The organism is Variovorax sp. CF313, assembly GCF_000282635.1.
In the GTDB taxonomy this organism is placed as follows: domain Bacteria; phylum Pseudomonadota; class Gammaproteobacteria; order Burkholderiales; family Burkholderiaceae_C; genus Variovorax.
In genome coordinates this window covers 1-14,617 of the sequence record NZ_AKIW01000043.1, presented here as the reverse complement: position 1 = coordinate 14,617, position 14,617 = coordinate 1, and the positions used below count along the sequence as shown (strand labels likewise).

The following is a 14,617-nucleotide window of genomic DNA, read 5'->3' as shown; positions in this document are numbered from 1 at the left end:
CCGGCCTTCGGCCTCCTCCTTTATTTCGCTGCGCAAGGCACCCCGCCGGCGTGATCGATCAGAGCACTTGTTGATCGGCCAGCACAAGAGCAGCGCTCGTTGTGCACAGGGCGCCGGGTGCTCCCCGCAGCGAAATAAAGGAGGAGCCGAAGGCGGGGGACATTCGCGGAGGGGAGTACCCGGTGGCCTGTGCACGCGCCCCGAACAAGCGCACCTGAAACAACACAAACAACCCGCGATGGATCACTGAGATGGAAGCGCTTCTGAATCCTTCTTCGACCCCTGCGCCGGACAAGAGCCTGCTGCGCACCTGGGGCCCGCTCGCACTGATCCTGGTGCTCGTCGCGCTGCCATTCCTGCCGCTGCCCGACTTCTGGATCATCCAGCTCAACTACATCGGCATCTACACCCTGCCCGTGCTCGGCCTCGTGCTGCTCACCGGCGTCGGCGGCCTCACCTCCTTCGGGCAGGCGGCCTTCGTGGGCATCGGCGCGTACACCACCGCCTACCTCACGGTGAACACCGGCCTGTCGCCGTGGGTCACGCTGTTCATCGGCCTGGCGCTCACCGGCCTCAGCGCCGCGTTCATCGGCGCGATCACGCTGCGCATGTCAGGCCACTACCTGCCGCTGGCGACCATCGCGTGGGCGCTGTCGCTGTACTACCTCATGGGCAACCTCGATGCGCTCGGCAAGTACGACGGCATCCTGGGCGTGAAGGGGCTGTCGCTGTTCGGTTTCGAGTTCGGCCAGCAGCGGCTGTTCTACGGCGTGGTCTGGGCTTTCGCGATCCTCGCTGCGTTCGCGGTGATCCGCCTGCTCGATTCGCGCAGCGGCCGCGCCATCCGTTCGCTGGCCGGCGGCTCGCAGATGGCCGAGGCCATGGGCGTGAACACGCTGCGCTTCAAGATCGGCATCTTCGTGCTGGCGGCCATGCTCGCATCGATCTCGGGCTGGCTGTTCGCGCACTTCCAGCGCACGGTGAACCCTTCGCCCTTCGGCCTGAAGATGGGCATCGAATACCTGTTCATGGCGGTGCTCGGCGGCGCGGCCCACGTGTGGGGTGCCATTGCCGGTGCCGGCGTGGTCAAGCTGCTCGAAGACCAATTGCAGGTGCTGCTGCCCAAGCTGATCGGCACGGCCGGCAGCTACGAGCTGATCGTGTTCGGCATCATGATCGTGCTGGTGCTCAAGTACCTGCCCAGCGGGCTGTGGGCCTTCGTCGACCGGCGCCTGCCGCGTCCGCGCCGCAGCGTCGACTGGCAGAACGCCAAGGACCTGCCCGCACGCGCCAAGCCGGCCGCCGGCGAGGTGGTGCTCGACGTGCAGGCCATCCGCAAGACCTTCGGCGGGCTGGTGGCGGTGAACGACATCAGCTTCCAGACACGCGCCGGCCAGATCGTCGGCCTCATCGGGCCGAACGGCGCGGGCAAGTCGACCACCTTCAATCTCGTGACCGGCGTGCTCGGGCTTTCGGGCGGCGCGGTGCGCTTCCGTGGCGAGGCCATCGGCGGGCTGGGCGCGCGGCAGATCGCGCAGCGCGGCGTGTCGCGCACCTTCCAGCACGTGAAGATGGTGGCCGACATGACGGTGCTCGAGAACGTGGCGCTGGGCGCCCATCTGCGCGGCCACAAGGGCGCCATCGCCGCCATGCTGCGCATCGACCGCACGGAAGAGCGCGCACTGTTCCGCGAGGCCGAGCGCCAGCTGCAGCGCGTGGGCATGGGCGACTACCTGCACGAGATCGCGGGCAACCTCGCCATGGGCCAGCAGCGCCTGCTGGAGATTGCGCGCGCACTGTGCGCCGACCCAGCCCTGCTGCTGCTCGACGAGCCCGCGGCCGGCCTGCGCCACAAGGAAAAGGAAGCGCTGGGCAAGGTGCTGCGGCAGCTGCGCAGCGAAGGCATGAGCATCCTGCTGGTGGAGCACGACATGGGGCTGGTGATGGACATCTGCGACCACATCGTGGTGATGGAATTCGGCACGCACCTGATGGAGGGCACGCCTGCCGAGGTGCAGAACAGCGACAAGGTGCGCGCGGCCTACCTCGGAACGGAGCATTGAGATGACCACACCCCCCCTGCTCCACATCCGCGACCTGCACGCCGGCTACGGCCGTGCCGAAGTGCTGCACGGCATCGACCTGAAGGCCGGCCAGGGCAGCGTCGTCACCGTGATCGGCCCGAACGGAGCCGGCAAATCCACGCTGCTCAATGCGCTGATGGGCGTGCTGCCTTCGAAGGGCGTCATCGAGTTCAAGGGCCAGCCCATCTCCACGATGACGCTCGAAGAGCGCGTGATGCTCGGCATCGCGCTCGTGCCCGAGAAGCGCGAGCTGTTCGGCACCATGCCGGTGGAAGACAACCTCGTGCTCGGCGGTTTTCGCCAGGTGCGGCTGCGCAACAAGCAGTGGCGCGACCGCATCGACGAGGTCTACACGCTGTTCCCGCGCCTGAAGGAGCGCCGCACGCAACTGGCCGGCACGCTGTCGGGCGGCGAGCGGCAGATGCTGGCGGTGGGCCGCGCGCTGATGTCGCGCCCCACGCTGCTGATGCTCGACGAACCCAGCCTGGGCCTTGCGCCGCTGGTGGTGCAGGAAATCTTCCGCACGGTCGATGCGCTGCGCGCCACGGGCGTCACCATCCTGCTGGTCGAGCAGAACGCACGCGCCGCGCTCGAAGTGGCCGACCACGGCTATGTGCTCGAGATGGGCAGCGTGAGTCTCGAAGGCGAAGCGAAGAAGCTGGCAGTCGATTCGCGCGTGATCGACACCTACCTGGGCGCGGCAAGAAAAGCCGCCTGAAGAAAGTGCCGCGGCCTGCGCGGCAAGGAGACAACATGAACCGACAGCAGCGCCCCCTTTCCCTCGGCCTGTGCGCGACCGCGATCGGCGTTGCCGCCTTGCTTGTGGCCTGTGCGGGGCGTCCACCCGCAGCGCACGCACCGCTGGCCGCCGCGCGTCCCGGCACGCTGCAGGCCTGCACCGACCTCGCCGCGCGTGCCGCGCTGCCGGGCACGGCCTACACCTCGGCCACCGAGGTGCCCGCGGGCGCCGTCACGGTCGGCGGCGTCGCGATGAGCGCTCCCGCGCACTGCCTCGTACAGGGCCGCATGAACGAACGCACGAGCCCGGTCGACAACCAGCGCTACGCCGTCGGCTTCGAGATGCGGCTGCCCGTGGCATGGAACGGCCGCTTCTTCTACCAGGCCAATGGCGGGCTCGACGGCGTGGTGGTGCCCGCGATCGGCGGCATCGGTGGTGGCGGCCCGCGCAGCAGCGCGCTGCAGATGGGCTTTGCCGTCATCAGTTCCGACGCCGGCCACGCGGGATCGATGGGGCCGCGCTTCGGGCTCGACCCGCAGGCACGGCTCGACTACGGCTACAACGCCGTCGCGCAGCTCACGCCGATGGCGAAGAACCTGATCGCCAAGGCCTACGGGCGCGGACCCGACCGCTCGTACTTCGGCGGCTGCTCCAACGGCGGCCGGCATGCGATGGTGGCCGCGGTGCGTTCGGCGCAGCAGTACGACGGCATCCTCGCGGGCGACCCCGGCTTCAACCTGCCGAAGGCGGCGGTGGCACAGCTCTACGGCGCGCAGCAATACGCGGCCGTGGCCAGCGCGAAGACGCCGGCCGGCCAGCCCGATCTGCAGAGCGCCTTCACCCCGGCCGAGATGAAGCTCGTGGCCGACAAGGTGCTGCAGCGCTGCGATGCACTCGATGGATTGGCCGACGGCATCGTGTCGAACGTGCAGGCCTGCCAGGCACGCTTCGACATCCAGGCGGACGTGCCCACCTGCGCCGCCGGCACGCGCGATGGCATGTGCCTGAGCGCGCCGCAGAAGAACGCACTCGCCAACGTGTTCGTCAAGAGTGCGCGCAACAGCGCAGGCCAGCCGCTCTACAGCAGCTTCCCGTTCGACGCTGGCGTGAGCGGCAGCAACTGGCGCGAGTGGAAGTTCGCAAGTCCGCCGACGCGCGACGCGGGTGCCGTGGGCTTCATCTTCACCACGCCACCGCTGGCCGAGCGGCCGCAGGGCCTGCCCTTCGCGCTGGGCTTCGACATGGACCGCGACGCACCGCGCATCGCGGCCACCGACGGTGTGTTCCACGAGTCGGCGCTATCGTTCATGACGCCGCCGGACGCGGCCAACCTGGGCGCGCTGCGCGACAGGGGCGGCCGCATGATCGTCTACCACGGCACCAGCGACCCGGTGTTCTCGTCCGACGATACCGCCGCCTGGTACGAGCGTGTGCAGGCCGCGAACGGCGGCGATGCCTCTTCGTTCGCGCGCTACTTCCCGGTGCCCGGCATGAACCACTGCGCAGGCGGCCCGGCCACCGACCAGTTCGACATGCTGAGCGCGCTGGTCGACTGGGTCGAGCAGGGCAAGGCGCCCGCATCGGTCACGGCCGCCGCGCGCGGTGCGGGCACGCCGGTGCCCAACGCCGAAGTGCCCGCCAACTGGTCGGCGCAGCGCACGCGGCCGCTGTGCCCCTACCCACAGGTCGCCACCTACACCGGCGGCGACACGGAGCGCGCGAGCGGCTTCGCCTGCAAGCCCCCTGCCCCTTAGATTTCCGCTCCCCGATGGACTATCAACCCCGCCCCGAAGACGTTCGTTTTCTGCTCAATGCCGTGCTCGATGCGCCCGCGCGCCTGGCCGCGCTCGCGCCCTTTGCAGAAGTCGACGAGGCGCTGCAGTCGCAGGTGCTCGAAGAAGCGGGCCGCTTCGTCGGCGAAGTGGTGGCCCCTATCAACCGTGGCGGCGACGAAATCGGATGCCGCTTTGCCGACGGCGAGGTCGTTTCGCCTCCAGGCTTTCGCGAGGCGTACCAGGCCTTCGTCGATGGCGGCTGGCCTGCGTTGTCGGCCGCGCCAGAAGACGGCGGCCAGGGGCTGCCCGCGATGCTCGAAGCCGTGCTCTACGAATGGCTGGCCGCCGCCAACCACGGCCTGACGATGGCGCCCGGCCTGTTGCACGGCGCGTATGCCTGCCTCAAGCACCATGGCAACGACGAACTGAAGCAACGCTACCTGCCGAAGATCGCCACCGGCGAATGGCTCGCCACGATGTGCCTCACCGAGGCGCATGCGGGCAGCGACCTGGGCCAGGTGCGCACGCGCGCCGTGCCGCAGGCCGATGGCAGCCTGCGGGTGAACGGCGGCAAGATCTTCATTTCCGGCGGCGAACACGACCTGACGCCGAACATCGTGCACCTCGTGCTGTGCCGCTTGCCCGATGCGCCTGCCGGCCCCAGGGGACTGTCGCTGGTGCTCGTGCCCAAGCTGCTGCCCGACGGCTCCCGCAATGCGGTGCACTGCGTGCGCATCGAGGAAAAGATGGGCCTGCACGGCAGCCCCACCTGCACGATGCGCTTCGACGATGCCGTCGGCTGGCTGGTCGGCGAGCCCGGCCGCGGTTTGGCCGCGATGTTCGTGATGATGAATTCCGCGCGCCTGCACGTGGCGCTGCAGGGCATCGGCCTGCTCGACGCCGCATGGCAGAAGGCCGACACCTACGCCGCCGAACGCCGCCAGATGCGTGCGCCCGGCCCCGTGCCTGCCAGCCGCGGCGGCGAGCCGGCCGACCTGATCGCCGAGCACCCCGCGGTGCGCCGCATCCTCGACACGCAGCGCGCCTGGATCGACGGCGCGCGCACCCTCGCCTACCGCAGCGCGCTGATGCTCGACGTGGCCACGCACGACGCCGATCCCAAGGCCCGCGAACAAGCGCAGCGCTGGTGCGCGTTCGTCACGCCGGTGCTCAAGGCCGCATGCACCCAGCAAGCCTTCCACGGCGCGAGCGAATGCCTGCAGGTGTTCGGCGGCCACGGCTACGTTCGCGAATCGGGCATCGAGCAGATCGTGCGCGATGCGCGCGTGACCATGATCTACGAGGGCACCAACGAGATCCAGGCCATCGATCTGTTGGTGCGCAAGGTGCTGCCCGACGGCGGCGCCGCCATGTCGGCCGTGCTGCTCGAGCTGCGCGACATGCTCGATGCCTCGCGTGAAGCCGATGCCGACGCGCAGCGCCGGCTGGCGCAGCTGCGCTACCTGGGCACCACGGTGGCGATTGCGGCGCAAGCCGACACCGTGCTGCCGTACGAAATAGCCGACGACTACTTGCGCGTGACGATGCTCACGATGATGGCGTGGGCCTGGGCCCGCATCGAGGCCGCCGCCCCGCAAGACGCCGCACGGGCGCGCACGGCCGGCGCCTTCCGCCGCTGGGTGCTGCCCGAGTTCGAGATGCGGCTGGGCATCGTCAAGCGGGCCTGCGAGGCCGTGGCGCACACCCAAGCGGCGTAAACGCAAGGTGTCGCACGGTAGGCACCCCGTACGCACGCAGGCGGTTACGCTCTAGTCCCATGGCTTCCTCCTCGAAATCCGTCTCCGCGAAAGGCGAGCAGGCCGCGGCGCCGCAGGGCAGGCCTGAGCGGCTCGATGCCCGCATGCTCGAAACGCTGGTCGGCTACAACGCCCGCCGGGCATGGCTGATCGTCAGCGCCTTCTTCGCGGAGCGCATGGCGCCCTACGGCCTCAAGCAGATCGATTTCTCGGTGCTCTCGCTGCTGGCGCACAACCCGGGCGCCACGTCGCGGCAGCTGTGCAACACGCTGGACATCCTGCCGCCGAACCTCGTGAGCCTGGTGGCCACGCTGGACAGCCGGGGCCTCATCGAACGCCGTCCCCACCCGCACGACGGCCGCGCCGTCGGCCTGCACCTCACGGCCGCCGGCGAAACGCTGATCCGCGAGGCCGAACAGACCGTGGTGCAACTGGAAGCCGACGCCAGCGCCAGGCTCACCTCCCGCGAGCGCGAGACGCTGATCAGGCTGCTGCAGAAGATCTATCTCTAGGCTTCCAAGGCCTCCGAGGCTTCAGAGACCTCGCCCGACCATATCGATCACTTGCTGTCCGAGCGCATGGGCCGCCTCGGCATCCATGCCGCGCAGCGGCCCGTCGATGATGAGCAGCGCCAGCCCATGCACCGCGCTCCATGCGAGGTATTCGGCATTCGGGCGCCGCGCCGGGTCGAGCACGCCCGCGTCCGCCAGCCGGTCGATGGCCTTGCCCAGCAGCTGGAACGGGTCCAGCCCGCTCGCGCCGGCTTTCCCGGCACCGAGTTCACCGCTGCCTTCATCGGAAAACACGAATGCCGTGCGGAACAAACCGGGCTCGGCCTGCGCGAAGCGCAGATAGGCCGTGCCGATGGCGCGCAGCTGTGCGCGCGCGAAATCGGCCGGAGGCTGGTCGCAAGGCAGCACTGCCAGTTCTTTCTCCATCGCGATCGCAGCCGCGGCCAGCGCGGCCGCGCGCACCGCCAGCAAAAGCTCCTGCCGGCTGCCGAAGTGCCGGTACGCCGCGTTCGGCACGACCCCCGCACGCCGCGTGGCTTCGCGCAGCACCACCGCACCCGGGCCGCCGTCGCGCGCCAGTTCGATGCCTGCGTCGAGCAGCGCCCGCCGCAGGTCGCCGTGCCGGTAGGTGCTGCGGGCGGGAGGCAGGCTCTCGGGGACGTTGTTGAGCTTCATTTCATTTCCATGTGGACACTGTCCATTATCCCTGCTATTCTTTGTGGACGGTGTACACAAAGTAATCCGATTGTTTGCGGCCCATGACACCGGGGGCTTTCCGAATCACCTCTCCAGTTCAAAGGAACCGCCATGAAAGTCCAGTCTTACCTCTCGTTCGAAGGCCGATGCGACGAAGCGCTCGGCTTCTACAAGAAGGCGCTCGGCGCCGAGGTCGTGCAGCTCATGCGCTACAGCGAAGCGCCTGCCGGAGCCCCTTCGGGCAACGCGGACGCCAGTTGCGGCGGCGCGATGCCCGACGCCAGCAAGGTGATGCACGCGGTGTTCCGCATCGGCGACACCGAGCTGATGGCCTCGGACGGCCGCTGCTCCGGCCAGGCGAAGTTCGAGGGCATCATGCTCGCGCTCACCGCCAAGACCGACGCCGAAGCCGTCAAGTGGTTCAACGCGCTGTCCGAGGGCGGGCAGGTCACGCAGCCGCTGATCCCGACCTTCTTCACCTCGAACTTCGGCATGCTGACCGACCGCTTCGGCGTGGGCTGGCTGCTGGTCGTCGCGCACCCTGCCTGATCGCACTCGCTCGCACAGCCAATCTCCCGAAAGCCCCGCCATGCTCAAGAAAATCGCCCTCGTCGTCGTGCTCGCGATCGCCGCGCTGCTGATCTTCGCGGCCACCCGGCCCGACACCTTCCGCGTCGAGCGCACCGCGCGCATCGAGGCACCGGCCGAGAAGATCTTTCCGCTGATCGACGACTTCCACCGCTGGAACGCATGGTCGCCCTACGAGAAGCTCGACCCCGCCATGAAGCGCAGCTTCGGCGGCAGTGCGAACGGCAAGGGCGCGACCTATGCCTGGGAGGGCAACGACAAGGCCGGCGCGGGCCGCATGGAGATCGTGGAGTCGGCGCCTTCGTCGAAGGTCGCGATCAAGCTCGACTTCATCAAGCCCTTCGAGGGCCACAACACCGCTGAATTCACGCTGCAGCCCCAGGGCAATGCAACGCAGGTCGCCTGGGCCATGTACGGTCCGAGCCCCTATGTCGCCAAGCTCATGGGCATCTTCTTCAACATGGACCAGATGATCGGCAAGGACTTCGAGACGGGCCTCGCCAACCTGAAGACCGCCACCGAAAAGTAATTCCCGAAAGGAAAAATCATGCCCCACATCCACGCCTACCTCACCTTCGACGGCAATGCAGCCGAGGCCATGCGCTTCTACGAGAAGACGCTGGGCGGCACCATGCAGATGATGATGACCGTCGGCGAAGCGCCCGACACGGAGCAGTTCCCGCCCGAGGCGAAGAAGCGCATCATGCATGCCTCGCTCGCCTACGGCCAGGGCATCCTCATGGCCTCCGACTCCATGCCCGGCCAGCCGTACGAAGGCATGAAGGGCTTCGGCGTCGCGCTGACCATCGAGACCGTGGCCGAGGCCCGCCGCGTATTCGACGCCTTCGCCGAAGGCGGCCACGTCGGAATGCCCTTCGAGAAGACCTTCTGGGTCGAAGGCTTCGGCATGGTGACCGACCGCTTCGGCACTCCGTGGCTCATCAACGGCGGCAAGCCGCTGGTCTGAGCCGTCCCCTTCCTACTTCAAGAAACCCGCTTCCCATGACCAACCAACTCGACAGCCGCAAGCGCTGGCTCGCATTGATGGTGCTGTGCCTCGGCGTCCTGATGATCGTGCTCGACACCACCATCGTGAACGTGGCACTGCCCTCGATCCGCACCGACCTCGGCTTCACCGAGACCTCGCTGGTCTGGGTGGTGAATGCCTACATGCTGACCTTCGGCGGCTTCCTGCTGCTGGGCGGCCGGCTCGGCGACCTGTACGGCCACCGCCGCGTGTTCCTCGCGGGCCTGGTGCTGTTCACGCTGGCATCGCTGGCCTGCGGGGTCTCGACCTCGCAGGGCCTGCTGGTGGCGTCGCGCGCGGTGCAGGGCCTGGGCGGCGCGGTGGTCTCGGCGGTGTCGCTCTCGCTGATCATGAATCTCTTCACCGAGCCGGCCGACCGCGCCAAGGCAATGGGCGTGTACGGCTTCGTCTGCGCGGGCGGCGGCAGCATCGGCGTGCTGCTGGGCGGGCTGCTCACAAGCACGCTGAGCTGGCACTGGATCTTCTTGGTCAACCTGCCGATCGGCGTGGCCGTGTACGCGCTGTGCGTGGCGCTGCTGCCCAGCGCGCGCGGCCATGCGCACGGCGAGAAGCTCGACGTGGCCGGCGCCGTCACCGTCACGCTGTCGCTGATGCTCGCCGTGTACGGCGTGGTCAACGGCAACGAGGCGGGCTGGGGTTCCACGCAGACGCTCGGCCTGCTCGGCGCGGCCGTGGTGCTGCTCGCGATCTTCATCGCCATCGAGTCGCGCGTGCAGCATCCGCTGATGCCGCTGGGCCTGTTCAAGCTGCGCAGCGTGTCGGTGGCCAACGTGGTCGGCGTGCTGTGGGCCGCGGCCATGTTCGCGTGGTTCTTCATCTCGGCGCTCTACATGCAGCTGGTGCTGAACTACACGCCGATGCAGATCGGGCTGGCCTTCCTGCCGGCCAACGTGATCATGGCGGTGTTCTCGCTCGGCCTCTCCGCGAAGATCGTGATGCGCTTCGGCATCCGCAAACCGCTGGCGGCCGGGCTCTGGCTCGCGGCCGTCGGGCTGGCGCTGTTCGCGCGCGCGCCGGTCAACGGCAGCTTCGTGGTCGACGTGCTGCCCGGCATGATGCTGCTGGGCCTCGGCGCGGGCATGGCCTTCAACCCGGTGCTGCTGGCGGCCATGAGCGAGGTGAGCCCGGCCGATTCGGGCCTGGCCTCGGGCGTGGTCAACACCTCGTTCATGATGGGCGGCGCGCTGGGCCTGGCCGTGCTGGCCAGCGCCGCGGCCGCGCGCTCCGCATCGATGGAAGCCGCCGGTGCGCAGATGCCGCTGGCACTCACCGGGGGCTACAACCTTGCGTTTCTCGTCGGTGCCGTGTTCGCGGCGGCGGCGGGTTTGATCGGGGCCCTGCTGCTTCGCACCACCATGCCGGGGCAGGCGCAGAACAACGAAGAAGCAGCACCCCGTGGCACCGCGGGCGGCACGGCGTCGTGAACATCCGCATGCCATGCCGCAACCGCCGGTTTTCTTTCTCCAACGCTTCCACTCTTTGTTCAGGAGTACACTCATGGCTCGTTATGTAGACGGCTTCATCGTCGCCGTTCCCACCGCGAACGTAGAGGCCTACCGCAAGCTCGCGCGCAAGGCCGGCAAGGTCTGGATGGAATACGGCGCGCTCGAATACGTGGAATGCATCGCCGACGACGTGAAGCCCGGCAAGCTGACCTCGTTTCCGCAGAGCGTGAAACAGAAGCCCGATGAGACGGTGGCCTTCTCGTGGATCACCTACAAATCGCGCAAGCACCGCGACACGGTGAACGCGAAGGTGATGGCCGACCCGCGCATCACGGCGATGGACCCGAAGACGATGCCCTTCGACGCGAAGCGGATGATCTTCGGCGGCTTCAAGTCCATAGTCGAGTTTTGACCCCTTTCGGGAACACCGCGGAACCGGCTTTGCCGGGCCGCAGGTGTTGCCCCCTGCAAGGGGGGTGGCGCAGCGACACGAAGTGCGCGAAGCCTGGGGGTTAGCCAATGAACCCGTCATAGACGAGCTTCAGGCCCGTCAGCAGCATCCCCAGGTACACGAAGCGATAGAACCACGTCGCATCGATGCGCCGCGCAATGCGGATGCCGACCCACACGCCCAAGGGAGCGATCGGCATCAGCACCAGCGACGTGGCCAGCGTGCGGAAGTCGAGCAGGCCGAGCCACGCATAGGGAATCCACTTGCTGAGATTCACCACGAAGAAGAAATAGGCCATGGTGGCCGTGAAGATCACCGGAGAGAGCCGCAGCGGGATGACGTAAGCGTTGATAGGCGGCCCGCCCGCATGCGCGATGAAGCTGGTGAAGCCCGACACCGTGGTCAGCACCGCACCCACGCCGCGCGAAGGCAGCGGGTCGTCGGGCTTCGGCGGAAACAGCAGCCGCTGCGCCAGGAACAGCAGCGTGAACACGCCCACGATGCCCGCCACCGTGTGCGCCGGCAGCGCGCGAAACAACAGCGTGCCGATCACCGTGCCCAGCAGCCCGAACGGAATCAGGAACTTGAGCAGCGAACGGTCGAAGTCGCGCCTGAATGCGGCAATGCCCAGCACGTCCATCAGCAGCAACAGCGGCATCAGGATGGCCGCTGCCTGCGGCACCGTGACGGCCAGCGCCATCATCGGCACCGCGAGCGAGCCGAAGCCCGCGCCGAAGCCGCTCTTGCTGATGCCGAGCAGCAGCACGGCGGGAATGGCGACCGCGTAGAAATGCGGGTCGGTGATCAGGGGAAAGGCCATGGGAAGGGAAAGCGCAGAAAAAAGCCTGCCGGGTGGCAGGCTTCGCGAGCGTAGCAGGACGGGGCGCAGCCTGGTCAGGCGGGCTGCTTCAGCGGGTTGAGAACGAAATCGAAATCGAGCCGCCAGCGGCCGTTGGCCTGCTTCGTCCATGGCGCCACCAGCGACTGGCGCACCGCGAACACCGCGTCGGAGTCGAGCCACTCGTCGCCGTCGCGGAACACATGGGTGATGAGCCGCTCGTAGCCCGGTGCCTCGATCTTGAAATGCAGGTGCGCGGGCCGCCACGGGTGGCGCCTGGTGGCACGCAGCAGGTCGCCCACGGGGCCGTCGACCGGGATCGGATACGCCACCGCCACCACGCTGCGGAAATGCAGCGAGCCATCGGGCCCGGTGCGCAGCGTGCCGCGGTTCTCGGCGTGGTCGAGTCCGGGGTGCTGCACGTCGTAGTGGCCGCCCGCGTCGGCCTGCCACACGTCGACCACGGCGTTGGGCACCGGCTCGCCATCGAGGCCGCGCACCGTGGCGAACACATCGCAGGGTTCGCCCTCGGCGCCGTTGGCCACGTCGTCGCCGTGCTCGTACTCTGGCGCGCCGTCGAAGTAGAAGGGGCCGAACACGGTGGCCTCGGTGCAGCCCGCCGGCTTGTCGTTGTTCATCGCGATGGTGAGCATCGACAGGCCCAGCACATCCGACAGCAGGATGAACTCCTGCCGCTTGTCGTCGCACTTCTGGCCGGTGGCGGTCAGGTACTGGATGCCCTGGAACCATTCTTCCTCGGTGAGCTTCACCTCGCGCGCGAAGGCGTGCAGGTGCTGCACAAGGCTGGTCATGATCTCGTGCAGGCGCGGGTCGGGCGTGTCGGCGAAGCGCGCGAGCACGGCCTGGGTGATGTTGTCCTGGTCGAGGTTGCGCATCGTGGTTGTCTCCATGGGGTCTGGTCGTCGGATACGACGCACTGTAGGCCGCGCACCGCTGCGCTGAAAGCACCTGGGCGCAAATGATTTTTCCGGCCAGCGGAACGGTCGCGCCCGCCCTGCGCCAAAATCGCCCGGCCCCGACCAAAGACAAGCCCCGGAAACAACGCCCATGGACCGCTGGACCGAAATCGCCCTGCTCGTGCAGATCGCCGATGCCGGCAGCCTGAGCCGCGCGGCCGAGACGCTGGGCCTGTCGAACGCCGCCGCGAGCCGCCACCTGGGCGCCCTCGAAGCCCGGCTCGGCGCGCGGCTGGTCGAGCGCAATACCCGCCGCCTGTACCTGACCGACACCGGCCGCGAGTTCTGCGCCCGCGCCCGCACCATCCTGGCCGACCTGTCGGATGCCGAATCGACGGTGAACGCCACCGCGCTCAACCCGACGGGCACGCTGCGCGTCACGGCCTCGCTCTCGTTCTCGGTCCACCACATCGCGCCGCTGCTGCGCGAGTACACCCAGCGCTACCCCGGCGTGAGGGTGCACGTGGAAGCCGCCAACCGCTACTTCGACCTGATCGACAACAACATCGACGTGGCGATCCGCACGCGCGAGTACGAACCCGACTCCAACGTGACGATTCGCCGGCTCGGCGAGACGCGGCGCATCCTCGCGGCCTCGCCGCGCTACTTCGCGCAGCATGGCTTTCCGAAGACGCTGGACGAGCTGAAGCAGCACAAGCTGCTGATCTACACCCATGCCAACAACCCGAACGAGCTGCGCTTCAGCCGGGACGGGGAAACGCACACGGTGCCGGTCACGGGGCTGCTCGAATCGAACGACGGCCAGGTGCTGCGCGCCGCTGCGCTCGACGGCATGGGCATCCTCGTGCAGCCGACCTACATCGTGTACGAAGACATCGTGGCCGGCCGGCTGGTACCTACGCTGGAAGACTGGGACCTGCCGCACCTGACGATCAACCTCGCGTATCCCAGCCGCAAGCACCTGTCGGCGAAGGTGCGCAGCTTCATCGACTTCATGGCCGCGCACTTCGCAAAGATGGAGTACGAGCGGAAATGGACCGGGCACTTCGGCATGCGCTGACGGGCCTTTCCGCCAAAACATGTGCGTAAACGCACATCCGGGTTTTCGGCAGCTCCGCACACTGGAACCGCAACCGTCGCATTCCGCGGCGGTCCTCCATTTCCAAGGACCAGCCATGAACACCCAGGCCGCCAACACAGCGCATGCGCCGATCGCATCGCCGCTGTCTGCACTCTCTCCCTCCACGCTGGACGATTCCGGCAAGCTGCTGATCCGCGTGACGGTCGGCTTCCTGGTGCTGCTGCACGGCATCTTCAAGCTGTCGGCCGGCGTGGGCTTCATCGGCGGCATGCTGGCCAAGGCCGGCCTGCCGGGCGGGCTGGCCTACCTCGTGTACGTGGGCGAGATCGCCGCGCCGCTGCTGATGATTGCCGGCGTCTTCACTCGCGCTGCGGCCGCCGTGGTGGTCATCAACATGCTGGTGGCCTTCGGCCTCGTGCACATGGCCGACCTGTTCGCAATGACCAAGCAGGGCGGCTGGGCACTGGAACTGCAAGGCCTGTACCTGTTCGGCGCGCTGACGGTGGTGCTGCTGGGCGCCGGCCGCTTCTCCGTCGGCGGACGCAACGGCCGCTGGAACTGAGCAAACCCGCGAATCATTCGTGGAATACCGCGGAACCGGCTTTGCCGGGCCGCCGGTATTGCCCCCGGAAGGGGGTTGGCGCAGCGACACAAAGTGCGCGAAG

The 14,617-nt window shown here is 68.0% G+C and carries 15 protein-coding genes; 12 read left to right on the top strand and 3 right to left on the bottom strand.

Translation table 11 applies throughout. From position 1 onward, the window contains the following. Window positions 1-251: 251 nt before the first annotated feature. From PMI12_RS13440 to PMI12_RS13420, 5 genes are read left to right on the top strand one after another with little or no spacing between them, the layout of a single operon-like run. The gene (locus PMI12_RS13440; protein ID WP_007833164.1) at window positions 252-2,063 is read left to right on the top strand and encodes a branched-chain amino acid ABC transporter ATP-binding protein/permease; all 1,812 of its coding nucleotides are present in this window, start codon (window positions 252-254) and stop codon (window positions 2,061-2,063) included. A 1-nt stretch (window position 2,064) separates the two neighbouring features. Then, the gene (locus PMI12_RS13435) at window positions 2,065-2,802 is read left to right on the top strand and encodes an ABC transporter ATP-binding protein (protein WP_007833162.1); all 738 of its coding nucleotides are present in this window, start codon (window positions 2,065-2,067) and stop codon (window positions 2,800-2,802) included. Between the two features lie 35 nt (window positions 2,803-2,837). Further along, window positions 2,838-4,577: a tannase/feruloyl esterase family alpha/beta hydrolase gene (locus tag PMI12_RS13430; protein WP_007833159.1), complete on the top strand. Its 1,740-nt coding sequence runs from the start codon at window positions 2,838-2,840 to the stop codon at window positions 4,575-4,577. 14 nt (window positions 4,578-4,591) lie between these two features. Continuing rightward, complete coding sequence (locus tag PMI12_RS13425; protein ID WP_007833158.1) at window positions 4,592-6,316, top strand: acyl-CoA dehydrogenase family protein; 1,725 nt, start codon at window positions 4,592-4,594, stop codon at window positions 6,314-6,316. Between the two features lie 59 nt (window positions 6,317-6,375). Beyond that, window positions 6,376-6,867 (top strand): MarR family winged helix-turn-helix transcriptional regulator, encoded by a 492-nt coding sequence (locus tag PMI12_RS13420; protein ID WP_007833157.1) that lies wholly within the window; start codon window positions 6,376-6,378, stop codon window positions 6,865-6,867. A gap of 21 nt (window positions 6,868-6,888) precedes the next feature. Here the strand turns inward: PMI12_RS13420 and PMI12_RS13415 are convergent, their stop codons facing one another. Next, entirely contained in the window at window positions 6,889-7,542 is a 654-nt protein-coding gene (locus PMI12_RS13415) for a TetR/AcrR family transcriptional regulator (RefSeq protein WP_007833156.1), read from the bottom strand. A 132-nt stretch (window positions 7,543-7,674) separates the two neighbouring features. On the opposite strand from PMI12_RS13415, the gene PMI12_RS13410 reads away from it, so the two are divergent. From PMI12_RS13410 to PMI12_RS13390, 5 genes are all read left to right on the top strand, one after another. Then, a complete protein-coding gene (locus tag PMI12_RS13410; RefSeq protein ID WP_007833155.1) occupies window positions 7,675-8,112 on the top strand; it encodes a VOC family protein in 438 nt (145 codons plus the stop codon). 40 nt (window positions 8,113-8,152) lie between these two features. Further along, complete coding sequence (locus tag PMI12_RS13405) at window positions 8,153-8,680, top strand: SRPBCC family protein (protein WP_007833154.1); 528 nt, start codon at window positions 8,153-8,155, stop codon at window positions 8,678-8,680. Between the two features lie 18 nt (window positions 8,681-8,698). After that, a complete protein-coding gene (locus PMI12_RS13400) occupies window positions 8,699-9,118 on the top strand; it encodes a VOC family protein (RefSeq protein ID WP_007833153.1) in 420 nt (139 codons plus the stop codon). Between the two features lie 35 nt (window positions 9,119-9,153). Beyond that, complete coding sequence (locus tag PMI12_RS13395) at window positions 9,154-10,623, top strand: DHA2 family efflux MFS transporter permease subunit (protein WP_007833152.1); 1,470 nt, start codon at window positions 9,154-9,156, stop codon at window positions 10,621-10,623. A 73-nt stretch (window positions 10,624-10,696) separates the two neighbouring features. Continuing rightward, on the top strand, window positions 10,697-11,056 hold the full coding sequence (locus tag PMI12_RS13390) for a DUF1428 domain-containing protein (protein ID WP_007833150.1): 360 nt from the start codon (window positions 10,697-10,699) through the stop codon (window positions 11,054-11,056). Window positions 11,057-11,156: 100 nt separating this feature from the next. On the opposite strand, the gene PMI12_RS13385 is transcribed toward PMI12_RS13390, so the two are convergent. Next, the gene (locus tag PMI12_RS13385) at window positions 11,157-11,915 is read right to left on the bottom strand and encodes a sulfite exporter TauE/SafE family protein (RefSeq protein ID WP_007833149.1); all 759 of its coding nucleotides are present in this window, start codon (window positions 11,913-11,915) and stop codon (window positions 11,157-11,159) included. Window positions 11,916-11,989: 74 nt separating this feature from the next. Then, the gene (locus PMI12_RS13380) at window positions 11,990-12,829 is read right to left on the bottom strand and encodes an intradiol ring-cleavage dioxygenase (RefSeq protein WP_007833148.1); all 840 of its coding nucleotides are present in this window, start codon (window positions 12,827-12,829) and stop codon (window positions 11,990-11,992) included. A 172-nt stretch (window positions 12,830-13,001) separates the two neighbouring features. Here PMI12_RS13380 and PMI12_RS13375 point away from each other — a divergent pair, with 172 nt between their 5' ends. Next, the gene (locus PMI12_RS13375) at window positions 13,002-13,931 is read left to right on the top strand and encodes a LysR family transcriptional regulator (protein WP_007833147.1); all 930 of its coding nucleotides are present in this window, start codon (window positions 13,002-13,004) and stop codon (window positions 13,929-13,931) included. Between the two features lie 115 nt (window positions 13,932-14,046). Beyond that, entirely contained in the window at window positions 14,047-14,514 is a 468-nt protein-coding gene (locus tag PMI12_RS13370; protein ID WP_007833146.1) for a DoxX family protein, read from the top strand. Window positions 14,515-14,617: the final 103 nt, after the last annotated feature.